General features: G+C 63.1%; 24 protein-coding genes. 19 read left to right on the forward strand and 5 right to left on the reverse strand.

Translation table 11 applies throughout. From position 1 onward, the window contains the following. The first annotated feature begins 62 nt into the window (after positions 1–62). The 3 genes from BM193_RS25190 to rsmA are packed head-to-tail and all read left to right on the forward strand — an operon-like array spanning position 63 to position 3,381. Complete coding sequence (locus BM193_RS25190) at positions 63–1,481, forward strand: peptidylprolyl isomerase (RefSeq protein ID WP_254786412.1); 1,419 nt, start codon at positions 63–65, stop codon at positions 1,479–1,481. A gap of 19 nt (positions 1,482–1,500) precedes the next feature. Beyond that, entirely contained in the window at positions 1,501–2,550 is a 1,050-nt protein-coding gene (gene pdxA / locus BM193_RS25195; RefSeq protein WP_092802861.1) for a 4-hydroxythreonine-4-phosphate dehydrogenase PdxA, read from the forward strand. A 51-nt stretch (positions 2,551–2,601) separates the two neighbouring features. Next, the gene (gene rsmA / locus BM193_RS25200) at positions 2,602–3,381 is read left to right on the forward strand and encodes a 16S rRNA (adenine(1518)-N(6)/adenine(1519)-N(6))-dimethyltransferase RsmA (protein ID WP_092802858.1); all 780 of its coding nucleotides are present in this window, start codon (positions 2,602–2,604) and stop codon (positions 3,379–3,381) included. Positions 3,382–3,467: 86 nt separating this feature from the next. On the opposite strand, the gene BM193_RS25205 is transcribed toward rsmA, so the two are convergent. After that, complete coding sequence (locus BM193_RS25205; protein WP_092802855.1) at positions 3,468–4,385, reverse strand: LysR family transcriptional regulator; 918 nt, start codon at positions 4,383–4,385, stop codon at positions 3,468–3,470. A gap of 240 nt (positions 4,386–4,625) precedes the next feature. Here BM193_RS25205 and BM193_RS25210 point away from each other — a divergent pair, with 240 nt between their 5' ends. Genes BM193_RS25210 through BM193_RS25240 form a run of 7 tightly spaced genes read left to right on the forward strand, consistent with a single transcriptional unit; the run spans position 4,626 to position 11,542 of the window. After that, a complete protein-coding gene (locus BM193_RS25210; protein WP_092802851.1) occupies positions 4,626–5,729 on the forward strand; it encodes a porin in 1,104 nt (367 codons plus the stop codon). A gap of 58 nt (positions 5,730–5,787) precedes the next feature. Beyond that, complete coding sequence (locus BM193_RS25215; protein WP_254786413.1) at positions 5,788–6,810, forward strand: ABC transporter substrate-binding protein; 1,023 nt, start codon at positions 5,788–5,790, stop codon at positions 6,808–6,810. Positions 6,811–6,831: 21 nt separating this feature from the next. Then, positions 6,832–7,671 (forward strand): ABC transporter permease, encoded by an 840-nt coding sequence (locus BM193_RS25220; protein WP_092802848.1) that lies wholly within the window; start codon positions 6,832–6,834, stop codon positions 7,669–7,671. Then, positions 7,668–8,447, forward strand: a complete 780-nt coding sequence (locus BM193_RS25225) for an ABC transporter permease (protein WP_092802845.1) — start codon at positions 7,668–7,670, stop codon at positions 8,445–8,447. The genes BM193_RS25220 and BM193_RS25225 overlap by 4 nt, the downstream gene beginning before the upstream one ends. Before the next feature lie 13 nt (positions 8,448–8,460). Continuing rightward, a complete protein-coding gene (locus BM193_RS25230; protein WP_092802842.1) occupies positions 8,461–9,492 on the forward strand; it encodes an ABC transporter ATP-binding protein in 1,032 nt (343 codons plus the stop codon). 18 nt (positions 9,493–9,510) lie between these two features. Further along, the gene (locus BM193_RS25235; RefSeq protein WP_254786414.1) at positions 9,511–10,455 is read left to right on the forward strand and encodes a nucleoside hydrolase; all 945 of its coding nucleotides are present in this window, start codon (positions 9,511–9,513) and stop codon (positions 10,453–10,455) included. Positions 10,456–10,480: 25 nt separating this feature from the next. Then, positions 10,481–11,542: an adenosine deaminase family protein gene (locus tag BM193_RS25240; protein ID WP_092802838.1), complete on the forward strand. Its 1,062-nt coding sequence runs from the start codon at positions 10,481–10,483 to the stop codon at positions 11,540–11,542. Here the strand turns inward: BM193_RS25240 and BM193_RS25245 are convergent. Beyond that, complete coding sequence (locus BM193_RS25245; protein ID WP_092802835.1) at positions 11,539–12,924, reverse strand: short-chain fatty acyl-CoA regulator family protein; 1,386 nt, start codon at positions 12,922–12,924, stop codon at positions 11,539–11,541. The two genes, BM193_RS25240 and BM193_RS25245, sit on opposite strands and share 4 nt — an antisense overlap. A 158-nt stretch (positions 12,925–13,082) precedes the next feature. Between BM193_RS25245 and BM193_RS25250 the strand changes: the two genes are divergently transcribed. The 5 genes from BM193_RS25250 to mmsB are packed head-to-tail and all read left to right on the forward strand — an operon-like array spanning position 13,083 to position 18,594. Next, positions 13,083–14,591 carry a CoA-acylating methylmalonate-semialdehyde dehydrogenase gene (locus BM193_RS25250; RefSeq protein ID WP_092832550.1) on the forward strand — a complete coding sequence of 503 codons (1,509 nt, stop codon included), beginning with the start codon at positions 13,083–13,085 and terminating at the stop codon, positions 14,589–14,591. Positions 14,592–14,602: 11 nt separating this feature from the next. Beyond that, positions 14,603–15,763 carry an acyl-CoA dehydrogenase family protein gene (locus tag BM193_RS25255; RefSeq protein ID WP_092802829.1) on the forward strand — a complete coding sequence of 387 codons (1,161 nt, stop codon included), beginning with the start codon at positions 14,603–14,605 and terminating at the stop codon, positions 15,761–15,763. After that, positions 15,760–16,545 (forward strand): enoyl-CoA hydratase, encoded by a 786-nt coding sequence (locus BM193_RS25260; RefSeq protein WP_092802826.1) that lies wholly within the window; start codon positions 15,760–15,762, stop codon positions 16,543–16,545. The genes BM193_RS25255 and BM193_RS25260 overlap by 4 nt, the downstream gene beginning before the upstream one ends. Continuing rightward, a complete protein-coding gene (locus BM193_RS25265; protein ID WP_092802823.1) occupies positions 16,538–17,665 on the forward strand; it encodes an enoyl-CoA hydratase/isomerase family protein in 1,128 nt (375 codons plus the stop codon). The genes BM193_RS25260 and BM193_RS25265 overlap by 8 nt, the downstream gene beginning before the upstream one ends. A 23-nt stretch (positions 17,666–17,688) precedes the next feature. Continuing rightward, on the forward strand, positions 17,689–18,594 hold the full coding sequence (gene mmsB / locus BM193_RS25270) for a 3-hydroxyisobutyrate dehydrogenase (protein ID WP_092802820.1): 906 nt from the start codon (positions 17,689–17,691) through the stop codon (positions 18,592–18,594). Between the two features lie 186 nt (positions 18,595–18,780). On the opposite strand, the gene BM193_RS25275 is transcribed toward mmsB, so the two are convergent. Both BM193_RS25275 and BM193_RS25280 read right to left on the reverse strand, forming a co-directional pair. Continuing rightward, entirely contained in the window at positions 18,781–19,362 is a 582-nt protein-coding gene (locus BM193_RS25275) for a hypothetical protein (RefSeq protein WP_092802817.1), read from the reverse strand. Between the two features lie 36 nt (positions 19,363–19,398). Further along, complete coding sequence (locus BM193_RS25280) at positions 19,399–19,989, reverse strand: hypothetical protein (RefSeq protein ID WP_175533415.1); 591 nt, start codon at positions 19,987–19,989, stop codon at positions 19,399–19,401. A gap of 255 nt (positions 19,990–20,244) precedes the next feature. Here BM193_RS25280 and BM193_RS25285 point away from each other — a divergent pair, with 255 nt between their 5' ends. Next, on the forward strand, positions 20,245–20,970 hold the full coding sequence (locus BM193_RS25285; RefSeq protein WP_175533416.1) for an HAD family hydrolase: 726 nt from the start codon (positions 20,245–20,247) through the stop codon (positions 20,968–20,970). A 117-nt stretch (positions 20,971–21,087) separates the two neighbouring features. Then, positions 21,088–22,104, forward strand: a complete 1,017-nt coding sequence (gene hrcA / locus BM193_RS25290; protein WP_092802808.1) for a heat-inducible transcriptional repressor HrcA — start codon at positions 21,088–21,090, stop codon at positions 22,102–22,104. 51 nt (positions 22,105–22,155) lie between these two features. Here hrcA and fur read toward each other — a convergent pair whose 3' ends face one another. Then, the gene (gene fur / locus BM193_RS25295; RefSeq protein WP_092802805.1) at positions 22,156–22,587 is read right to left on the reverse strand and encodes a ferric iron uptake transcriptional regulator; all 432 of its coding nucleotides are present in this window, start codon (positions 22,585–22,587) and stop codon (positions 22,156–22,158) included. 194 nt (positions 22,588–22,781) lie between these two features. Here fur and BM193_RS25300 point away from each other — a divergent pair, with 194 nt between their 5' ends. Beyond that, positions 22,782–23,411 carry an outer membrane protein assembly factor BamE gene (locus tag BM193_RS25300; protein ID WP_254786419.1) on the forward strand — a complete coding sequence of 210 codons (630 nt, stop codon included), beginning with the start codon at positions 22,782–22,784 and terminating at the stop codon, positions 23,409–23,411. Between the two features lie 19 nt (positions 23,412–23,430). After that, complete coding sequence (gene dapB / locus BM193_RS25305) at positions 23,431–24,240, forward strand: 4-hydroxy-tetrahydrodipicolinate reductase (protein ID WP_092802798.1); 810 nt, start codon at positions 23,431–23,433, stop codon at positions 24,238–24,240. Positions 24,241–24,244 lie beyond the last annotated feature (4 nt).

A 24,244-nucleotide genomic window follows, 5' to 3' on the forward strand; every position in this document is an offset into this window, starting at 1 on the left:
CAAACCGGTTTTTTTATTCACTTGAACTCATGAGCGCTCTACACATTATGCGTAATGCCAGTATGCACCAACTCAAAATTGCCACGGTCTTGTTGTGCGCCATCTCCGGCGCCACGGCCAGTAGTGTCTGGGCGCAACAGGCTGCGCCAGCGCCTGCCGCCACGCCAGCGGCTGCCACGCCGGCCGTCGCAGCCAAACCTGCCGCTGCGCCAGTCAAGGGTTTCACGCCGCCCGCGTCGAGCAGCGGCCAGACCATCGATGCCATCGCCGTCGTCGTCAATGACGATGTCATCACGCGCAATGAAGTCGCGGCCCGCATCAAGAGCGTGGAGCAGCGCATGAAGGCGCAGAACATCCCGATGCCCGACCCTGCCGACCTGCGTCGCCAGTTGCTGGAACGTATGATTGTCGAGCGCGCGCAGATGCAGCTGGCCAAGGAAATGGGCGTGCGCGTCGATGACCTGACCCTGGACCGCGCGATCGGCCGTATTGCAGAACAGCAAAAGATGACGGTACAGGACTTGCGCAACCAGATGGAAAAGGAAGGCACGCCGTTTGCAACCTTCCGCGAAGAGATCCGCGATGAAATCATCATGCAGCGCCTGCGCGAGCATGAAGTCGATGCCAAGATCCAGATCTCCGATTCGGAAGTGGACAACTTCCTGGAAGCGGAAAAAGCGGCCGCCAGCGAGCAGGTCGAGCTGAACCTGGCGCAGATTCTCGTGCGCATCCCGGAAAACTCCAGCCCGGAACAGATCGCCGCGCGCCGCGCGCGCGCCGAAGAAGTCAGCCGCCAGTTGCGCACGGGCGCCGATTTCGGCAAGATGGCCGCCACCTATTCCGATGCCAGCGATGCGCTGAGCGGCGGCGATATCGGCTGGCGCAATAGCGACCGCCTGCCGCCCCTGTTCACGGAACAGCTGCTGAAGCTGAAGCCGGGCCAGATCACGCCTATCATCAAGAGCAATACGGGTTTCCATATCCTCAAGCTGGTGGACCGCCGCAGTGCCGCCGAGGCGCAGGCCGTGGCCGCCGTGCAGCAGACGCATGCGCGCCATATCCTGCTGAAAGTGACGCCGACCCTGTCGGCTGCCGAAGCCAAGCGTAAATTGCTGGAATTGAAAGAGCGCCTCGACAACAAGGCGGCCAAGTTCGAAGACCTGGCTCGCCTGTTCTCGAACGACGGCTCGGCGGCCAAGGGCGGCGACCTGGGCTGGCTGTATCCGGGCGACACCGTGCCGGAATTCGAAACGGCGATGAATGCATTGAAACCTGGCGAAATCAGCGAGCCGATCGAATCGAGCTTTGGTTTCCACCTGATTGAAGTGCTGGAGCGCAAGAGCGACGACGTCTCGAAAGAGAAGCAGCGCGCCGCCGCACGCAATGCCTTGCGCGAGCGCAAGCTGGAAGAAGCGACGGAAAACTGGGCCCGCGAAGTACGCGACCGCGCCTACGTCGAATTCCGCCCGGACGACCAGTAATGCCGATGACTGTTTGCGCATGAGTCATTTGCCCGCACCACGCCGTCCCGCCATCGCCATCACCTGTGGCGAGCCGGCCGGTGTCGGCCCGGAAATCTCCATCCGCGCCGCCTGGGCCATGCGCGACGAGGTCAACTGTATCCTGCTGGGCGACGCCGCCTTCCTGGCGCTGACGGCCAGCCTGATCGACCCGGACATCCGCCTGGCGGCGCTGTCGCTGCAAGCCGTGCGCAACAGCGGCTTGCCGCAGTTCGGCCCCGGCCGCCTGGCCGTGATCGATATTCCCACCGTGAACAACGTCATCCCTGGCGTGCTCGACAAGGAAAACGGGCGGGCCGTGCTTGCCACCCTGGACGCGGCCGTGGAAGGTGTTCAAGCCGGCTGGTTCGGCGCCATGGTCACGGCGCCCTTGCAAAAGAGCACGATCAACGACGCCGGCGTGGCCTTTTCCGGCCACACGGAATACCTGGCGGAAAAAACCGGCACGCCGCAGGTGGTGATGATGCTGGCCGGCGAGCCCGGCCATGGCGAACCGACCCTGCGCGTGGCGCTGGCCACCACGCATCTGCCCTTGAAGGACGTGTCCGCCGCCATCACCCTGGACAGCCTGGCCGTCACGCTGGATATCATTCAGCTCGATTTGCAACAGAAATTCGGCATCGCCGCGCCGCGCATCCTCGTTACCGGCCTGAACCCGCATGCGGGCGAGGGCGGGTATCTGGGGCGCGAGGAAATCGACGTCATCGCGCCGGCGATCGCCGCGGCGCAAGCGCGCGGCATCGATGCGCGCGGGCCATACCCGGCCGACACCTTGTTCCAGCACAAGTACCTGGCGGACGCCGACTGCGTGCTGGCCATGTACCACGACCAGGGCTTGCCCGTGTTGAAATACGCCACCTTCGGGCGCGGCATCAATATCACCCTGGGTTTGCCGCTGATCCGCACCTCGGTCGACCACGGCACGGCGCTGGACCTGGCCGCGCAGGGCCTCGGCCTGGCCGATTGCCACAGCATGGAGCAGGCGCTGCAAACGGCGCTCGGCATGCTGCGCGCCAGCACCCGCGCCTGATATCCACCGGTCTTACCCCGCTACACCGCCTCTAGAATAGAAAAACAGAATATGAAACACGTTGCCCGCAAACGCTTTGGCCAGAACTTCCTGCATGACCGCTTCGTCCTCGACGACATCACGGCCGCCATCGGACCGCAGCCGGACGATGCCATGGTCGAGATCGGCCCCGGCCTGGGCGCCATGACGGAGCAGCTGCTGCGCCACCTGAAGCAGATGCACGTGGTCGAGCTGGACCGCGACCTGATCGTGCGCCTGGAAAAGACCTTCAATCCGGCCAAGCTGACGATCCACTCGGGCGATGCGCTGAAGTTTGATTTCGCGCAAATCCCCGTGCCGGCCGGCCAGAAGCTGCGCATCGTGGGCAATTTGCCGTACAACATTTCCAGCCCCCTGCTGTTCCACCTGGCGGACTTCGCGCCGCTGGTGCAGGACCAGCATTTCATGCTGCAAAAGGAAGTCGTCGAGCGCATGGTGGCCGAGCCGGGCAGCAAGGCGTATGGCCGTTTGTCCGTGATGCTGCAATGGCGCTATGACATGTCGCTGCTGTTCATCGTGCCGCCGACGGCCTTCGATCCGCCGCCCAAAGTGGAATCGGCCATCGTGCGCATGATTCCCGTGGCCGAGCGCCTGGCGTGCGACCAGGCCACGCTGGAAGCGGTGGTCATGAAGGCCTTCTCGCAGCGCCGCAAGGTGATCCGCAACTGCCTGGCCGGCATGTTTACGGAAGAGCAGATCAAGGCGGCCGGCATCGACCCGACCCTGCGTCCGGAAACGGTGGGGCTGGAGCAGTATGTGGCCTTGGCGAATTTGCTCAAAGCACCGCAATAATCGCAAGGGCTGGGGTCAGACCCTCTCCACCTGCAGCGCCTGAGCAGGCGTCGACGCGAACGGGGGTCTGACCCCGGCAGTGGCAATCAAAACCACTGGTCGACCTGCTGCAGATCCTGCCGCAGGGCCGAAAAGCAGTCGTCCACATGGTGGTTGCGGCTGATTTCATTGCGCCGCATCAAGGCGATCTTGCGTTTGCAGGTGGGCTGGCGCAGCGGCGCCACATGCAGTTCCTCGTCGTTGAGGAAGGTCGTGTACAGGCTGGGCATGATGCCCACGGCGATGCCGGCGCGCACCACGCCATACAGCGACTCGCTGTGGATCATCTGGTACAGGCTCGACGGGCTCAAGCCATGCTGGCGCAGCGCGCTGGAGGCGAACTCCCAGATGCTGCCCTTGGTAAACACGACGATTTCCTGGCCCGCCAGCTGTTCCCAGCGCACTTCCTTCAGCGGCGCCAGCGCATGGCGTCGCGCCGTCACCAGCACCAGTTCATCTTCGAACAGGCCGACGCTTTCCAGCGAGACGGAACCGGGTACTTCGATGCCCACGCAAAAGTCCAGCTGGCCCGAATGCAGGGCGTGCAGCAAGCCGTCGTTGGGCATGTCCGACAGGACGATTTCCACTTCGTCGCCATGTTGCTCGCCGTAGCGCGCCACCACGGCCGCCGTCATGGCCATGGCCGACGGGATCGCACCGATGCGGATGCGGTGCCGTCCGCTGCCGATGGCGCGCTGGATATCGGCAAAGGTATTGCTCGCGGTATTGAGCAAATGCGTCGCATATTCGAGCGCCAGCTTGCCTTCGCGTGTCAGTTCCAGCTGGTGGGTTGTGCGGTTAAACAACTTTTTCCCCAGTTGATTTTCCAGCAGCTTGATCGAGGCGCTGAGGGCCGGCTGGGTCACGCACAATTCCTGTGCAGCCTTGCTGAAGCTGTTTACCCGGGCTAGGGTGGAAAACGCTTGTAAATGTCGTAAGGAAATTTTCTTGCTCAACTCATGCATGGGGGTTGCTTATTAGAAAAAGTAATGGATTTATAAAAATAAACAAATTTTCTTATCCCGCAATTTACCATATTCTGGACTGGTCTTAACTTGTCTTGAAAGCAACAATTTTCAGAGAAGTGCTTGCCGGGCGGCGCCGGCACACGCGGCGGCCAGCATGCAAGCGACACAAGCGATCAAAAATAATTCCAAAAAAACTCAGGGTTTATTCTTTTTAGGGCGGCGGCGATGAACAAATGGATGACTGGAACGATGGTAGTGGGTGGCTTGCTGGCGTCGCAGGGGGCGGCGCAGGCGCAAAGCAGCGTGCAAGTGTATGGCTTGCTGTCGGCCGGTATCGGCTATGTCTCGGATGAAGGTAACGGCAGCCGCACGCATGCGCTGAGCGGCACGAATCAGAATCCGCGCATCGGTTTCCGCGGCCAGGAAGACCTGGGCAACGGTACCAAGGCGATCTTCGTGCTGGAAAACGGCTTCAATGTCATGACGGGCACGGCGGCGCAAAGCGGCCGCCTGTTTGGCCGCCAGTCGTACGTGGGCCTGTCCAGCAACGACAAGGGGACGTTGACCCTGGGCCGCCAGTACGAAGCCGTCAAGGACCTGCTGGGCCCGGTCGTCATCGCCAGTAACGGCGTGCACATCGGCGACAATGACAATGGCTACAACAACTTGCGCGTGCAAAACGCCGTCAAGTACGTCAGCCCGAACATCAGCAACCTGTCGTTCACGGGCTTGTATGGTTTCAGCGAAAATCCGCAGGATTCCAACCGCAACCGCGTCTACAGCATGGGCGCCGGCTACAAAGTCGATGCCTTCAGCTGGGCCGTTGCCTACACCAAGATGGATCACCCGAATGCCCCGGACGCGCCGAATGGCGCCATTGGCAATGACTATGGCAGCTCCCTGTTGATCTTCAACAAGAGCGCCGTCAGCGGCGCCGGCGTGAACGACCAGGCCATCGCTGGCACGGGAGGCTTTTATAATGTGGGCAGGACCAAGTTCGGCGCGCTGTACACCAACGTGCGCTACCACTACATGGATCAAAGCAATCTGACCCTGCAAAACGTGGATCTGAACATGAACCACAAGCTGACGGAAGCGCTGAACCTGGGCGCATCGTATTTCTATACCACTGGTAAATATGATGTGATCAACAAGACGCCAAAATGGCATCAGGTCAACTTCCAGGCCGATTACTTCCTGTCCAAGCGCACCGATGTCGCCATCACCTGGAGCTACCAGAAGGCGGCCGGCGATGCGACGTTTGCCCGCGTGTTCGGCTTTGGCGCTTCCGGCGGCAAGACGCAAAGCGTCTTGATTGTCGGCATGCGACATTATTTCTGACGACTGATTCATCTTTACAGGCGCTGTCCCGCAGCGCCGCCCCCTGAAAGGAAGCATCTTGAAAAAGCACCTCATGTTGGCGTTGAGCCTAGGCTTGCTGGCCAACGCCGCCCACGCGGAAAAACGCGAGCTGGTCATTTCGGCCTACCCGATTGCCCAGCCCTTGTTCATGAAGTATGTGTACGAGCCGTTCAAGGCCAAATGCGGTTGCGATATCAAGGTGGAAACGGGCAATAACGCGGACCGCATCGCCAAGCTGGTGGTGCACGCGAAGAATCCCGTCATCGACCTGGTGCTGCTGTCCGATTCCGGCATGCTGGAAGCGGCGCAGAAGGGCGTGATCCAGCCCATGGATTACTCCAAACTGAGCAATTACAAGCAGCTGTACGACGTGGCGAAAAACCCCGTCGGCGGCAACTACGCCGTCGGCTACACGCTGTATTCCGTGGGCCTGGTGTACCGCAGCGACAAGATCGCCCCGCTGACGTCGTGGAAAGACCTGTGGCGCCCGGAACTGAAAGGCCGCGTGGCCTTCCCCGACGTGAGCACCACGCAGGGCCCGCTGATGCTGCGCATGGCCGATGCGGCCTGGGGCGGCAAGACGGATGACTACGCCACGGGTTTTGCCAAGATCGTCGGCATGAAGGGCAACGTCGTCACGTTCTCGAAAAACAGCGCCCAGCTGGCGGCCCTGTTCGCGCAGGATGAAATCTGGGCCGCGCCCGTGGCGCGTTTCACCTGGTCGCAGATGCTCAAGACGGGCCTGCCCCTGAAATGGAGCATCCCGGCCGAAGGCCAGGCGGCCGGCATGAACGTGATGGGTATCGTCGCCGGTTCGAAAAATGCGGACCTGGCCTATCAGCTGATGGATTTCTGGCTGTCCAAGGAAGTGCAGACGCAGCTGGCGACCAACCTGGTCGATTCGCCCGTCAACAAGGAAGTACGCCTGTCCGTGGCGGCCGCGCAATTCAATACCTATGGCGCCGACCAGATCAATTCGCTGAAATTCGTCAAGCCGGAAACCATCCTCAAGCAACGCAGCAACTGGATGACGCAGTGGAACAAGGCCATGAGCAAATAGTGGTGACGAGGAGAGAACACCATGTTTGCTGATCCAAAAAAGCGCCTGGGCCTGCTCTTGGTCCTGCCGGCGCTGATCTTTATCGTCGTCTGCTTCCTGCTGCCCGTGCTGGCCTTGCTGGTCGACGCCTTTCGCGTCGGCGACGGCATGCAGTGGGGCGTCGACCGCTTCGTCGAATTCTTCTCGCAGGAATTCAACCGCACCATTTTCTGGCGCACCCTGCGCATCGCCGCGCTGGTGACGCTCGCTTCCATCCTGCTCGGCTATCCGGCCGCGCAAGCCGTGGCGCGCGTGTCGCCGAAGTGGCGCGGGCTGGTGGTGGGCATGATGATCCTGCCGCTGATGGTCTCGCCGATCGCGCGGACCTACGCGTGGATCGTCTTGCTGGGCCGCAACGGCGCCGTCAACGCGGCGCTCGTCAACATGGGTTTCACGGAAGAGCCGCTGCGCCTGCTGTTCAGCGAATTCGCCGTCTTTGTCGGCCTGCTGCAATTGCTGCTGCCGCTGATGCTGATGTCGCTGGCTGGCGCGCTGGAAAACCTGCCGCGCGACGTGGAACCGGCCGCCGCCACCTTGGGCGCGAATCCATGGCAAGTATTCTGCAAGGTCACCCTGCCGCTGACGCAGGAAGGCCTGGTGGTCGGCGGCACGCTGGTGTTTACGGGCTGCGTGACGGCCTACGTGACGCCGGCCCTCTTGGGCGGCACCAAGGTGCTGATGCTGGAAACCCTGCTGTACCAGAAGGTCAGCGTGGAGAGCGATTTCGGCGCCGCGAATGTGATCGCCGTCATCCTCGTCTGCATGACCCTGCTGGTGAATGCCGGCCTTAAACGTATTTCCTCGAGCCGGAGCTCCGTATGAAAGAAAGCCTGTTTTCACGTGCCGTTTTATGGCTGGTGTTCCTGTTCCTGCTGGGACCATTTGCCATCGTCGTGCTGGCCGGTTTTTCCGGCGGCGAAACGCTGGCCTTCCCGCCCGAGTCGTACTCGCTGCGCTGGATCATCGAAGTGTGGTCGGCGCCCGAGTTCCGCCGCGCCTTCCAGACCAGCCTGGAAATCGGCCTGATCGCCACCGTCATCGCGCTGGCCCTGGGCATCCCCGTCGCGTATGCGTTTTCGCGCATGCCGCCGCCCGGCATCGGCGCCATCCGCCAGGTGCTCACGTCGCCGCTGATCATTCCCGCCATCCTCGTGGGCCTGGGTTTGCTGCACCACCTGGTGCTGACCATCAACGCGCCCGTCTACGTGGGCCTCTTGATCGGCCACATCGCGCTGCTGATTCCGTACTCGGTGCGCGTGGTGTATGCCAGCCTGGTGAACCTGCGCGTCGATATCGAGGATGCGGCCATCACCCTGGGCGCGTCGCGCCTGCGCGCCTTCTTCATGATCGTGCTGCCGAATATCCGCAACGCCGTGATCGCCGCCTTCTTCCTGGCCTTCGTCACCTCGTTCAACCAGGTGCCCGTCTCGCTGTTCCTGACGGGGCCCGGCATCAGCACCTTGCCGATCGAGATGCTGGGGCATATGGAAAACAGCTTCGACCCGTCGATCGCTGCCCTGTCGACCTTGCTGGTCTTGTTCACCATGGCATTCGTGATGGTGACCGAGAAGGTGCTGGGCATTTCTAAATACATGTAAGAGGCAACACACCATGAGTTATCTGGAACTGCACAAGCTGAACCTCGGCTACGCCAAGAACACGACATCCGTGAAGGACCTGGACCTGCACGTCGAGCAGGGCGAACTGATTTCCCTGCTGGGCCCCAGCGGCTGCGGCAAGACCACCACCATGCGCGCGATCGCCGGCCTGATGCCGCTGCAGTCGGGCCGCATCGTTCTGGATGGCCGCGAAATCGGCAAGCTGGCGCCGAATAAACGCAATATCGGCATGGTCTTCCAGTCGTACGCGCTGTTCCCGCACCTGAACGTGTACGACAACATCGCCTTCGGCCTGCGCCTGCGCAAGGTCGCGCCGGCCCTGCTGAAAACGAAAGTGGAAGCCGTGATCGCCGCCGTGGGCCTGACGGGTTTTGAAACCCGTTTGCCGGCGCAGATGTCCGGTGGCCAGCAGCAGCGCGTGGCGCTGGCGCGCGCCATCGTCGTCGAACCGGCCCTGCTGCTGCTCGACGAGCCGCTGTCGAACCTGGACGCCAAGCTGCGCGTGCAGATGCGCGCCGAACTGCGCCGCATCCAGCGCGAACTGGGCATCACCATGCTGTACGTGACGCACGACCAGGAAGAAGCGCTGGCCCTGTCCGACCGCATCGTCGTCATGAACGGCGGGCGCATCGAGCAACTGGCCGCGCCGGAAGCCGTCTTCAACACGCCGTCGACGCGCTTCGTCGCCAACTTCATGGGCTTCGAGAACCTGTTCGACTACCGCGACGGTGCGCTGCGGCACGCGGGCGCCAACCTGCCGTACACGGCGCCGGTGAGCGCCGGCACCACGGTGCTGGGCTGGCGCCCCGACAAGGTGCGCGTCTGCGCCGCCGACGACGCGGCGGGCCAGTACCCGGGCACCGTGCTGGCGCGCGGCTTCCTGGGCGACACCGTCGAATACCTGCTGCAAACGCCGCTGGGCCAGGTCAAGGGCATCTGCGCGGCCGGCGGCGCCACCTGGCGCGAAGGCACGGCCGTCTCGTTCGTGCTGCCGGCCGACAGCGCCCTGTGCCTGGCCGCCTAACCTCGACTGGAAACCATCATGGACCAAGCCCTGAAAAAAATCTGGCTCGATACCGATCCCGGTTTCGATGACTGGCTGACGATGCTGCTGTTGGGCAGCAATCCCGATATCGAGTGGCTGGGCGTGAGCGTGGTGGCGGGCAATGCGCCCGTCGACATCACCTACGACAATGCCTTGCGCATCAAGGCCCATGACGGCTTGACGGTACCCATCTACCGCGGCTGCGAAGAACCGCTGGCCGGCGTCATCGAAACGGCGCAGTGCATCCTCGGCGACAGCGGCATGCCGACGACAGGCGACATCCTGCCACCGGGTGCGGCCAGTGACGCCGCCGGCCACGCCGTCGATGCGCTGATCGCCGCCGTGCGGGCGCATCCCGGCCAGATCACCATCATGGCGATTGCGCCGATGACCAACCTGGCGACCGCCTTGGCCCGCGCGCCCGACATCGCCGAGAAAATCGTCGAAATTATTTTGATGGGCGGCTCGACCGACCAGGGTAACCATACGGCGGCGGCGGAATTCAATATCTACGCCGACCCGGAAGCGGCCGCCCAGGTCTTCCAGGCCGGCATCCCGCTGCGCATGTTCGGCTTGAACCTGTGCCGCCAGCTGCTGGTGACAAACGCGGAAGTGCGGCAGCTGCGCGCCATCGGCACGCCGCGCGCGCAGCGTCTGGCCGGCTACCTGGAAGCGTATGTGCGCATCCGCAGCGCCGACGGCTCCGTGCCCATGCCCATGTACGACCCGGTGGTGGCCCTGTACCTGGAAGCGCCGCAGCTGTTCCAGTTCCAGAGCGCCCACGTGGCCGTCGAATTGAAGGGCGAACTGACGCGCGGCATGACGGTGTGCGAATTCCGCGTGTCGCGCCGCGCGCCCGTCAATACCCAGGTGGCGATGCTGGCCGATGGCCCTGCCGCCATCGCGCTGCTGATGCGCCGCCTGACCGGCATTCTCGCCTGATCCACTCCTACACGAAACGAGCTTCATGTCTATGTCACCCCTGAGCATCGAACAGTTTTTACGCGCCATGCCGAAGGTGGAGCTGCATTGCCACCTGTTTGGCACGGTGCGCCAGCAAACCTTCCGCAGCCTGGCCGCGAAGACGGGCAACGTCGTCACCGCGGAAGAAATCGACGCGTTCTATACGCGCGGCGACAAGCCCGTCGGCGTGCTACGCGTGCTGCGCGCGCTCGACGCGCACCTGATCGTCTCGCCCACGGACCTGTATTGCCTGGCGTATGAATACCTGGAAGACGCGCATGGCCACGGCGTGCGCTATGCGGAATTCTTCTGGAATCCGACCGGCACGGTGCGCGTCTCGGGCATCCGCTATGACTCGGCGCAGGATGCCATCGTCGCCGCCATTCGCGATGCGCAGCGCGATTTCGGCGTGATCGGCCGCCTGATTCCCAGCATCGACCGCGAAGCGAGTCCCGCCGAAGCCGTGCAGATGGTGGAATGGATGAAGGCGCACCGCGCGCCGGAAGTCATCGGCATCGGCATCGACTACCGCGAAAACGACCGTCCGCCCGAGCTGTTCATCGACGCCTACCGCGCCGCGCGCGAAGCCGGTTTCAAGTGCACGGCGCATGCGGGCGAATTCGGCATGCCGTGGATGAACGTCGAGACGGCCATCGAGCAATTGCAGGTGGACCGGGTCGACCATGGCTACACGATCGTCGACAATCCGCAATTGGCGCAGCGCTGCGTGGAGCGGGGCCTGGTATTTACCGTGGTGCCCACCAATTCGTATTACCTGCGCACGCTGGCGCCCGAGCGCTGGGCCCTCGATCACCCGATCCGCGCCATGGCCAAGCTGGGCCTGAAACTGCATCCGAACACGGATGATCCGACCCTGCACCACGTGACGCCGACAGGCGCCTGGATGATGATGCGCGAGTTCGGTTTCGGCCTGGACGACATGCGCGGCTTCATGTTGAATGGCCTCGATGCGGCCTGGATCGATGAATCCACGCGGCGCGACTGGCGCGCCGAATTTACGCGCGAATTCGACGCGTTGCGCGCCCGCGTCGTCGACGCCTCCTAAGCCGAAACTGGCGGCACTGTCAGCAGCAGCGAGGGAAACGCCCGCTGCGGGCAGCTTTGGCGCTCGCACACCTTGCAGCCCGTGCCGATCGGCGTGGCGCTGGACGGGTCGTGCAGATCGAGTCCCTTCGAATAGATCAGCCGGTGCGCCTGCGAGATGTCGCAGCCCAGCGCCACGGCAAAGGTCTTGCCGGGCGCGCGGAATCCCGGCGACGCCGTGCTGACCTGGCGCGCGATCCATAGATAGGTACAGCCATCGGGCATGCTGGCCACTTGCGTGAGCACCTGGCCCGGATGGCTGAAGGCGTCGTAGACGATCCACAGCGGGCAGGTGCCGCCCACCCGGGAAAAGTGAAAATCCGTGGCCGACTGGCGCTTCGAGACATTGCCCGCGCGGTCGACGCGCACGAAGAAGAATGGCAAGCCCGCCGCATCGGGGCGCTGCATGGTGCTCAGGCGGTGGCATACGGCCTCGAAGCCCACGCCAAACTGGTGCGCCAGGCGCTCGATATCGTAGGCGCGCGTTTCCGCCGCCTGCAAAAAGCGCTGGTAGGGCATCAAGAGGGCGCCGGCAAAGTAGTTCGAGAATGCCAGGCGCGCGCTGGTTTGCGCAGCCGCGCCGGACAAGCCCGCCGCCAGCACCAGCGCGTCGATCAAGTCGCTGTGTTCGAGCAGGCTGATTTGCGCCGCCATCTGGAAGGCGCGCTGGCCGCCCGTCAGGGTGTCGGGCAGCCACAGGATGTGCTGTTGCGCGTCGTAGCGGTGCTTGCGCACCATGCCCGCGTCGCCGTCGGACAGCGCCACCTGGATGCCGTGGCGCTCCAGCAGCCGGCCTTGCAGCGCATCGAGCGTGCGCAGGGAGGGATCGAATTCGCCCGCCACGCTTTCCGCCGCCCGGTCCAGCTCATCGATGTAATTTTGCCGCCGGTTCAGGTATTCGCGCACTTCCTCGTCCGTGGACGGGGCCGCCGAGCTGGCGCCGCGGCTGCCGTCGTCGAGGCGCGCGGCCAAAGTGTCAGCCCGTTCCGCCATCACGCGGTAGCGCCGCTGCAGCAGCAAAATCGAGCGCGCCAGTTCCGGCATGTTTTCCACCAGCATTTTCAATTCCGCCATCGAGGTGGGCGGCGCGTCGGGCAATTCGCCGAACACGTCGCGCACGTCGGCCACCAGGCTGGCGCTGTCGTGTTCGGAAAAGATTTGCGGATCGACGCCCAGCACCGTGCCGATGCGCAGCAGGATCGGCACCGTCAGCGGGCGCTGATTGCGCTCCATCTGGTTCAAATAGCTGGGCGAAATGCCCAGGGACTTGGCCAGCGCCACTTGCGTCATGCGCCGTTCCTCGCGCAGGCGCTGCAGGCGCACGCCCATGAAAACCTTAGCCATCGCGTTTATTCTTCCCTGGTTTGTGGAGTCTGCAAATTTACAATCTTTGCAGATTAACAGATTCGTCTTTGCATTATCTCGCATTTTCACGCCTTGTTCGCGGCCCGTATTGTGCGAATAATGCAAACAGACCTATACCTCAAACCAGGAGACACCGAGTGACCACGCAAACTGCCATCCCTACCGTTCCACTGTTGATCAACGGCGAGTGGGTCGAATCCCGGACCACCGTCTGGCGCGATGTCGTCAACCCCGCCACGCAGGAAGTCCTGGCCAAGGTGCCGTTCGCCACGCCGGACGAAGTCAACGCGGCCATCGCCTCGGCCCAGCGCGCCTTCAAAACCTGGCGCAAGACACCGATCGGCGCGCGCGCGCGCATCTTCCTCAAGCTGCAGCAGCTGATCCGTGAAAACATGGCCGACCTGGCCGCCACCCTCACCATGGAACAGGGCAAGACCCTGCTCGACGCGGAAGGCGACGTCTTCCGTGGCCTGGAAGTGGTGGAGCACGCCGCCAATATCGGTACCCTGCAAATGGGCGAATACGCGCAAAACGTGGCCGGCGGCGTCGATACCTACAGCGTGATGCAGCCGCTGGGCGTGTGCGCCGGCATTACCCCGTTCAACTTCCCCGCCATGATCCCCCTGTGGATGTTCCCGATGGCGATTGCCTGCGGCAATACCTTCGTGCTGAAACCCTCGGAGCAGGATCCGCTGGTGACGGAAAAACTCGTGCGTCTGGCCTTGCAGGCGGGCATCCCGGCCGGCGTGCTGAACGTCATCCACGGCGGCGAAGACGTGGTCAACGCCCTGTGCGACCACCCGGACATCAAGGCCATTTCCTTCGTCGGCTCCAGCAAGGTGGGCACGCATGTGTACCAGCGCGCCAGCCTGAACGGCAAGCGCGCGCAATGCATGATGGGCGCCAAGAACCACGCCGTCGTCTTGCCGGACGCTAATAAAGAACAGACCCTGAATCAGCTGCTGGGCGCCGGTTTCGGCGCCGCCGGCCAGCGCTGCATGGCCGCGTCCGTCGCCGTGCTGGTGGGCGAGGCGCGCGACTGGCTGCCGGAACTGGCCGCCAAGGCGCAAGGCTTGAGCGTGGGCGCCGGCAAGGACAATCCGGACCTCGGTCCCGTGATTTCCTGCGCGGCGAAAGAGCGCGTGCACAGCCTGGTTGCCAAGGGCATCGAACAGGGCGCCGTGCTGACCCTCGATGGCCGCGACGTGAAGGTCGATGGCTATCCGAACGGCAACTTCGTCGGCCCGACGATCTTGTCCGGCGTGAAACCCGGCATGGTCGTGTATGACCAGGAAATTTTTGGTCCCGTGCTGATCGTCGTCGAAGTCGACACGCTCGATGAAGCCATTGAACTGGTGAATGCGAATCCGAACGGCAACGGCACGGCCTTGTTTACGCAAAGCGGCGCGGCCGCGCGCTACTTCCAGGAAGAAATCGACGTGGGCCAGGTCGGCATCAACGTGCCCATTCCCGTGCCCGTTCCCCTGTTCAGCTTTACGGGCTCGCGCGGCTCCAAGCTGGGCGACCTGGGCCCGTTCGGCAAGCAGGTCGTGCTGTTCTACACGCAGACGCAGACGATTACCCAGCGCTGGTTCACGGATGCGGCCTCGGTGGGCAAGGTCAACACCACCATCAGCCTCAAGTAAGGAGCTGCACCATGGACTTTGAACTGAGCGACGAGCAGCGCGAGTTCCAGCAGGCGGCGCGCGCGTTTGCCGAAGGGGAACTGGCGCCGCACGCGGCGCATTGGGATGCGGAATCGATCTTCCCCGTGGAAACGATTGCCAAGGCGGGCGAGATGGGCTTTTGCGGCCTGTACACGCCGCAGCGCTGGGGCGGCCTGGGCCTGTCGCGCCAGGATGCCGCCATCGTCTTCGAGGAACTGGCCGGCGGCTGTACCTCGACCACGGCCTACATCACGATCCACAACATGGCCACCTGGATGCTGTCGCGCTGGGGGCAGGAAGCCCTGTGCGACGCATGGGTGCCGGCCCTGGCCGCCGGCCAGAAGCTGGCCAGCTATTGCTTGACGGAACCGCAGTCGGGCTCCGACGCGGCCTCGCTGCGCACCAAGGCCGTCAAGGATGGCGACTTTTATGTGCTGGACGGCACGAAAGCGTTCATTTCCGGAGCGGGGCAGACGGACATGCTGATCGTCATGGCACGCACGGGCGGCGAGGGCGCGGCCGGCATTTCCGCCTTTGCCGTGCCGGCGAATCTGCCCGGCATCGTGTACGGCAAGAAAGAAGAAAAGATGGGCTGGAACAGCCAGCCCACGCGCATCATCAGCTTCGACCAGGTGAAAGTGCCTGTTGGCAATTTGCTGGGCGCGGAAGGCGAAGGCTTTGCCATCGCCATGAAGGGCATCGACGGCGGGCGCATCAATATCGCCGTGTGCTCGGTGGGCACGGCGCAGGCCGCCCTCACGCGCGCACAAACGTACATGAAGGAACGCACGCAGTTCGGCCGCGAGCTGGCCCAGTTCCAGGCCCTGCAATTCAAGCTGGCCGACATGCTGACGGAACTGGTGGCGGCGCGCCAGATGGTGCGCCTGGCGGCCTGGAAGCTGGACCAGGAAAGCCCGGACGCGACGGCGTATTGCGCCATGGCAAAACGTTTCGCCACGGATGCAGGATTCAATGTCGCCAACGATGCGCTGCAACTGCATGGCGGCTACGGCTACATCCGCGAGTACCCGCTGGAGCGCCATGTGCGCGACACGCGGGTGCACCAGATCCTGGAAGGGACGAATGAAATCATGCGCCTGATCGTCGCGCGAGCGATTTTGAAAGACGGCGCCACGGAGACCTTACGATGACTAAAGTGTATACAAATTTACTGCTGGAACGCCGCGGCCACACGGCCCTGGTGACGCTCGACAACCCGCCCGCCCACACGTGGACCCTGGCCAGCCTGCGCGCCCTGAAAGAGCTGGTGGCCGACCTGAACGCGGACGCCGACGTGTACGCGCTGGTGATCACGGGCGGCGGTGCGAAGTTCTTCTCGGCCGGTGCCGATTTGAAAGTCTTTGCCGATGGCGACAAGGACATGGCCTTCAACATGGCGGCCGCGTTTGGCGAAGCGTTCGAGGCGCTGTCCGCGTTTCGCGGCGTCAGCATCGCCGCCATCAATGGCTATGCCATGGGCGGCGGGCTCGAATGTGCGCTGGCCTGCGATATCCGCATCGCCGAGGAACACGCGCAGATGGCCTTGCCGGAAGCGTCCGTCGGCTTGCTGCCGTGCGCGGGCGGCACGCAGCACTTGCCGTGGCTGGTGGGCGAAGGCTGGGCCAAGCGCATGATTTTATGCGGCGAACGGGTCGATGCGGAGAAGGCCCTGGCCATCGGTCTGGTCGAGGAAGTCGTGCCGACCGGCAAAGCTGCCGCCACGGCGCTGGCGCTGGCGGCCAAGGTGGCGCGCCAGAGCCCCAGCAGCGTGACGGCGTGCAAGACCCTGATCCAGGGCGCGCGCAGCCGTCCGCTGGCCGCTTCCCTGCCCGATGAACGCACCCTGTTCCTGGGTCTGTTCGAGACGCAAGACCAGAAGGAGGGCGTGCAAGCGTTCCTGGAAAAACGTCCGGCGGAGTGGAAGAATGGTTGAGACTTTGCTTGAAACCGTGAACATCGAGGAACGCGGCTGTCCTGGCGGCATGCGGCTGGGTGTCATCACGCTCGATGCGCCAAAGTCGCTGCATGCCTTGACCCTGGACATGATCCGCGCCATCGATGGCGCCCTCGTGCGCTGGGCCAGCAATGACGCCATCGCCTGCGTGGTGCTGCAATCGTCGACCGACAAGGCATTCTGTGCCGGCGGCGACGTGCGCAGCCTGCGCGCGGCCGTGGTGGAACAGCCCGGTGTCGTGCCGAACCCGCAGGCGCTGGCCTTCTTTGCCGAGGAATACCGGCTCGACCACCGCATCCATACGTATGCGAAGCCGCTGCTGGTGTGGGGCGGCGGCATCGTCATGGGCGGCGGCCTGGGCCTGATGGCGGGCGCCAGCCACCGCGTGGTGACGGAAAGCACGCGCATCGCCATGCCGGAAATTACCATCGGCCTGTTCCCCGACGTGGGCGGCAGCTGGTTCCTGGGCCGCATGCCGGGCCGCAGCGGCCTGTTCCTGGGGCTGACGGGGGCGCCGATGAACGCGGCCGATGCCCTGTTTGCGGGCCTGGGCGACTATTTCCTGCGCCAGGAAGAGCGCGCCATGGTGCTCGACGCGCTGGCGCTGGCGCAATGGCAGGCCAGCCCGCAGGCGAATCACCAGCAGCTGAACCGCTTGCTGCGCGGTTTCTCCGCCCCGGCGTCCATGCTGCCCGTCTCCGAAGTGCGCGCCAACTTTGACGCCATCGCCGCGCTGACGCAAGCGCCCACCCTGCCCGAAGTGGTGGCCGCCATTGCCGTCTATGCCGGCGACTCGGCCTGGCTGCAAAAGGCGGCGCATTCACTGACCAAGGGCGCGCCCAGCTCGGCCGCCCTGGTATGGGCCATGCGTGAGCGCACGCGGCACATGAGTTTGGCGCAAGTGTTCCAGCTCGAACTCATTGTTGCCGTGCAATGTTGCGCCCATGGGGACTTCAGCGAAGGCGTGCGCGCCTTGCTGATCGACAAGGACAACGCCCCGCAGTGGCAGCCGGCTAGCCTGGCCGACGTCGGCGCGGCGTATCTGGACGAGTATTTCGCGGCGCCGTGGAGCACGCATCCACTGGCCGATCTACATTAAAAGAACAACAGGAGACTTCAATAATGCAACATATCGCTTTTATCGGCCTGGGCAACATGGGCGCGCCGATGGCCCGCAACCTGGTGGCCGCCGGCTTTCACGTGTCCGTGTTCGACCTGGCGCCAGCGGCGGTGGCGTCGCTGGTCGAGGCGGGGGCCACGGCCGCCGCGTCCGCCAGCGCGGCCGTGCAGACGGCCGACGCCGTCATCACCATGCTGCCTGCCAACAAGCACGTGCAGGAACTGTACCTGGCGGCCGGCGGCGTGCTCGATTCGGCCAAGCCCGGTGCCCTGTTCATCGATTGCAGCACCATCGCCGCCGATGTGGCGCGGCAAGTGGCGCAGGCGGCCAGCGAGCGCGGCTTTGCCATGATCGACGCGCCCGTCTCGGGCGGGACGGCGGGCGCGGCGGCCGGCACCCTGACCTTCATCGTCGGTGGCAGCGAAGCGGCCTTGCAGCAGGCGCGGCCCTTGCTGGAAAAGATGGGCAAGAACATTTTTCATGCGGGCGAGGCGGGTGCGGGCCAGGTGGCGAAGATTTGCAACAACATGCTGCTGGGCATTTTGATGGCGGGGACGGCCGAGGCGCTGAACCTGGGCGTGGCGCATGGCCTCGATCCGAAAGTCTTGTCCGACATCATGGCCAAGAGTTCGGGCCGCAACTGGACGCTGGAGGTGTACAACCCGTGGCCCGGCGTCATGGACGGCACGCCCGCCTCGCGCAACTACAGTGGCGGCTTCGGCACGGCGCTGATGCTGAAAGACCTGGGCCTGGCCCAGCAATCGGCCCTGTCGGCGAATGCGCCCACGCCCTTGGGCGGCCTGGTGCGCCAGCTGTACCAGATGCATGCGCAGGCCGGCTATGCGCAGCAGGATTTCTCCAGCATCGTGCAGATGTTGCAGCCGGGATTGCAGAAACCTGCCGCCTGAGAAATTTTGGACAAAAAAAAGCCCGCTGGTGAAAGCGGGCTAAATCCAATTCTTGGAAGAGTTGGAGGAGACAGATGCATTATGCTGCATCGCCACATATAACTCCAATTTATCTTTGGAATATCAATTATAGATTTCCATGATATCTCTTCGCGGCAGCCGCCCTGCGGCTGCCATTCAGGCGGCTCAGGCCGGGCCGCAAGTGACCTGTACCGTGGTCACATCCGCTTCGCCCATGGTGCCGATACCGGTGCCTGGCGCGACTTTGCATACCAGGCCGGTTGGCTGGGTGAAGACGCTGATGCCATAGCTGGCGCCGTAGGCCACGGTGCCATTCATGGTGAAGGCCGTGCTGTCCTTCACGATATTTGTCGTCGTATTGCCATTAATCAGCACCAGGCCATCCACGGTCAGGCCGCTGACCGTGCCGCCCACCTTGTAGGCGTTCTGGCTGCAGGTAACCAGTGCATCGATGCTCAGGTAATGGCCAGCCGAGCCCGAGCCGCCGCTGACGCTGCAATTCATGTGGGCCGGTTGCGTCAGGACCGTGATGTTGTAGTCGGTGCCGTAGTCGATGCGCTTGTTGAACGTAAACGTGGTGGAGCCGGCAGGGCGCGGCAGGGTGTCGCTGCCGTTGGCCAGCACCAGTCCTTCATTGCTCAAGCCAGTGATGGTGCCACTGACGTCATACGAGGCCTTGCCGCCGCAAGCAGCCAGTCCCAGGGTCAGCAGCAGCGCGGCGAGTGGGCGCAGGCAGGATAACTTCATGTATTTCTCCAAAATAGTGGTGGCGAATCGCGTGGCTTAATTCGGGGTGCACGCCAGCGTGGCGGCGGTCGTGGCGGCGGAACCCATCGTGCCAACGATATCGTGGCCATCGGCGCTCGTCGAACCCTGGAAGCGGCAAGTCTGGCCCGTGGGATTGGTCAGGATGGAAATATTGTAGGCGGCACCGTCAGCGATTGCCGGGAAGGTGTAGCTGGTGGCGCCGGCCAGCGGGCTGGTGCTGTTATTGCCAATGACAAGGGTCAGTTTGTTCGCCGTCAGGCCGGTGATCGAGCCTGTCAGTGGATATGTGTTGGTGACGCAGCTGACGATCGCGGTGGTCACGGAGTAGCTCGATGCCTTGCCGCTGCCATTCTCAAGGGTGCATACCGCGCCCTTCGGCTGCTGTGCGATGGTGATGGCATAGCGGTCGTCGGTTTTGATCAGATTGGTGAAGTAAAAACTCGACGAGCCGGCCGCGACCGCCAAATCTTCGGAACCGTTTCTGAGAATCAGGCCATCTTTGGCCAGGCCGTACACTTGGCCGCCCAGATACAGATTGCCGCCACTGCCGCCGCAAGCTGCCAGTGTGACGGCGCAAGCCGCCGCCAGCATCGAGCGCAGGTACAAATTTTTCATACATTCTCCAAAACGAATTAGGTAGGGTAGCGCAACACGGACGCTGGCGCCGCATTGGAATGGCGCCTATTTTAGTCTATCTGGCAAGCGGATTGATCCTGCCTTGTATCACCCTGTAACAATTTTTCGCCCAGAAGCGCTGGCCTGGCCCCATTTCCCCGGGGCGCAGCCATGCCGCTGGCGGCGATCAGTGCGACAATACACTTCCGCCGCGCGCCGTGCCGCGGCACCATTTGTGAACTCGCCATGTCTCTTTCCCCTGTAAAAGCTGTCGTGCCGCCGAAGGCCATCCTGTTCGACCTCGACGATACCCTGTGGCCCATCGCGCCCGTGATCGCCGCCGCCGAAACCCTGCTGCACGACTGGCTGGCCACGCATGCGCCGAAAGTGGCGCAACAATTTTCCATCGAGGTGCTGCGCCAGCACCGCTTGGCCATGCTCAACGCGCAACCACATTTTCATGGCAACCTGATTGAGCTGCGCCGCGCGGGCCTGTTGTCGGCCTTTGAAGCGGCGGGCGAAGACCCGGCCCTGGTCGATGGCGCCATCCTGCAATTCATGGCCGCGCGCAACCGCGTCCAGCCGTTCGACGACGTTTTGCCCGGCCTGGCATGGATGCAGCAGCGCATGCTGGTCGGGTCGATCTCGAATGGCAACGCGGATCTTGAAATTATCGGCCTGGCGCAGCATTTCAAGGTATCGATCGCCGCCAGCGATTTCGGCGTCGCCAAGCCCGATGCCAGCATCTTCCTGGCCGGTTGCGCCGCGCTGGGCGTGGCGCCGCACGAGGCCGTGTATGTGGGCGATGACCTGTATTTTGACGTGACGGGGGCGCAAGGGGCGGGCATGCGCGCCGTCTGGATGAACCGCAAGGGCAGCGACGCGCACCTGGCCGCTGGCGTGCAACCGGACGCCATCTGCGCCAACTTTGATGAATTGCTGCTGTGGCTACGGCAGCAACTGGAAGATTGATCGCCGCCGGGCGGACGAACGTGCATAATAGGCGCTGTTGCCGCACGTTTGGCCGCTTTCGTTGCCACTTGTCTAAAAGAACACTTGCTTAAAGAATACTTGCTTAACTAAACCATCATGCAACTCGATACACGTGCCCAAACACTGCTGAAAGCCCTGGTCGAGCGCTATATCGCCGACGGCCTGCCGGTCGGTTCGCGCGCCCTGTCGAAGATTTCCGGCCTCGACCTGTCGCCGGCCACGATCCGCAACATCATGGCTGACCTGGAAGAGCTTGGCTATGTGGCCAGCCCGCATACCTCGGCCGGACGCATTCCCACGCCGCGCGGCTATCGCATCTTTGTCGACACCTTGCTGACGGTCAAGCATCTGGACGAGCACATGGTGGAGTCGCGCATGCGCCTGCAGACGCCGCAGCCACAGCGCACCATCGCCAATGCGGCGCAGATGCTGTCCTCGCTGTCGCAATTTGCCGGCGTCGTGCTCAGCCCGCGCCGCGAATCCGTATTCCAGCAAATCGAATTTCTGCGCCTGTCTGAAAAACGCATCCTGCTCGTCATCGTCGCCCCGGGCGGCGATGTGCAGAACCGTCTGCTGTTGACGGAAGCGGACTATACGCCGGCGCAACTGGTGCAGTCGGCCAACTACATCAACCAGAATTACGGCGGCCTGTCGTTCGACGCCGTGCGCGTGCGCCTGCAGGGCGAACTGCGCCAGCTGCGCGACGACATGGGCAGCCTGATGCAGGCGGCCGTGGAAGCGGGCAGCGAAGCGATGGCCGACCACAGCGATGACATGGTGATTTCCGGCGAGCGCAACTTGCTCAGCGTGAGCGATCTGTCATCGAACATGAGTTCGCTGCGCCAGATGTTCGACATGTTCGAGCAAAAGACGGGGCTGATGCAGTTGCTCGACGTATCGAGCAAGGCGACGGGCGTGCAGATTTTCATCGGCGGCGAATCGAACCTGGTGCCGATGGATGAAATGAGCGTGGTGACGGCGCCGTATGAAGTCAACGGCAAGATCGTGGGAACGTTGGGAGTAATCGGGCCGACGCGCATGGCGTACGAGCGGGTCATCCCGATTGTCGATATCACGGCCAAGCTGCTATCCAACGCACTCAGCCATCATTGAGCGTCCTGTTTGCCGTGCCGGCCACCCCGTTGCGGGGCAGGCCGGCAAGCGTCAGGCTGTTTTGTGCGGGCAGGCGACCTTGATGCAGTTGCCGTAGATGGCCAGTGCGTGTTCGGCGATCTTGAAGCCGCGTTCTTCGGCCACTTTTTGCTGGCGCACTTCGATGTCTTCGTCGAAGAATTCCTCGACCCGGCCACAATCGAGGCACACCAGGTGGTCGTGGTGGGAACCTTCGTTGAGCTCGAAAATCGCCTTGCCGGTTTCAAAATGGTTGCGGTTAAGCAAGCCGGCTTGTTCGAATTGCGTCAGGACACGGTAGACAGTTGCCAAACCGACATCCATATTGTCGGCCAGCAGAATTTTGTAGACGTCTTCCGCTGTCAGGTGGCGTACCGGGCTACTCTGGAAGATATCGAGTATCTTCAACCGTGGCAGGGTCGCTTTCAGGCCGCTTGCCTTGAGATCACTAGGATTGTTACTCATGTTTGTTGCTCGTATGTGGGTCAGGTGCTTTATCATATAGCGTTTTGTCGGGGAGTGCCAAAATATGCTTTTTGGGCTGGCCGGTCACTCCTGGCGTTTTGTTCATCCAATTGAGGTCATTTATGCGCGTAACACCGGCTGTATTGCCATCTCTCTGGCACCGTCTTTCCTTTCGAGCTCCAGTCGTGGCAGGCATGGTCTGTATCGCGCTGGCGGCATCTGGCTGTGCCAATCGCGGCATCCTCGGCGAAAAGCCGGCGGTGACGCTCAAGGAAGGCAAGGAAGTCGTCCCGGAACAGGGCGCGCAAACGACCACCGTCACGAAACTGCAGAAATTCATGTGGTTTTTCTCGCCGTACCGTCCTGACATTCAACAAGGCAACTTTATCTCCGAAGAGATGCTGGCCCAGCTGAAAGTCGGCATGACGCGCGACCAGGTCCGCTTCATCCTCGGCACCTCGCTGCTGACCGATATCTTCCATGCCGACCGCTGGGACTATCCTTTCCGCCTGGCGCGGGGCAATGGCGAAACCACCACCAGCCGCGTGATCGTGTTCTTTGACAAAGAGGGCAAAGTGGCGCGCTTCGAAGGCGGCAACTTGCCGACCGAGAAAGAATACATCGACCGCATCGCCGGTCCGTCGCCGTTCGCCAAGGTGGCCAAGGCCGAAGTGCCGGCCGCTGCCGTGCCGTCGCCCGTGGCGCCGAGCGCCGTGCCGGTCCCGGCCGATGCCGCCCCAGCCATTCCTGTGAGCAAGCCTGAGGCGACCCCTGCGCCTGCCACCGAAGCTGCGCCGGCGCCCGCTGTCGAACCCACCAAATAAGTAGCTGCAAGAGAAAATAATGACTGAACTGAAAATTGCCATCGCTGGCGCCAGCGGCCGCATGGGCCATATCCTGATCGAAGCGGTCAGCAATGCACCGGACGCCATCCTGGCCGGCGCCCTCGACCGTGCCGGCTCGCCCTCCGTCGGCCAGGATGCGGCCGCCTTCCTCGGCAAGCCCGCCGGCGTGCTGATTGCGTCCGACCTGGCCACCGGCCTGGCCGGCGCCGACTACCTGATCGACTTCACGCGTCCCGAAGGCACCTTGCAGCACCTGGCGTATTGCGCCGAGCACGGCATCAAGATGATCATCGGCACCACCGGTTTCGATGACGCGGGCAAGGCGGCCATTGCCGCCGCCGCTGAAAAGACGGCCATCATGTTCGCGCCGAACATGAGCGTGGGCGTGAACGTCACCATGAAACTGCTGGAACTGGCCGCGAAAAGCCTGTCCGAAGGCTATGACATCGAAATTATCGAAGCGCATCACCGCTTCAAGGTCGATGCGCCATCGGGCACCGCCCTGCAAATGGGGGAAGTGGTGGCTGGCGCCCTGGGCCGCGACCTGAAGGAATGCGCCGTGTACGGCCGCGAAGGCGTGACGGGCGAACGCGATCCGTCGACCATCGGCTTTGCCACCATCCGCGGCGGCGATATCGTGGGCGACCATACGGTGCTGTTTGCCGGCATTGGCGAGCGCATCGAGATCAGCCACAAGTCGAGCAGCCGCGTCACCTACGCGCACGGCGCCCTGCGCGCCGCGCGTTTCCTGGCCGACAAGCCGACGGGCCTGTTCGACATGCAGGACGTGCTGTCGCTGAAGAACTGAGGAA

It is taken from the genome of Janthinobacterium sp. 344 (assembly GCF_900112025.1).
Classification (GTDB): Bacteria; Pseudomonadota; Gammaproteobacteria; order Burkholderiales; family Burkholderiaceae_D; genus Janthinobacterium.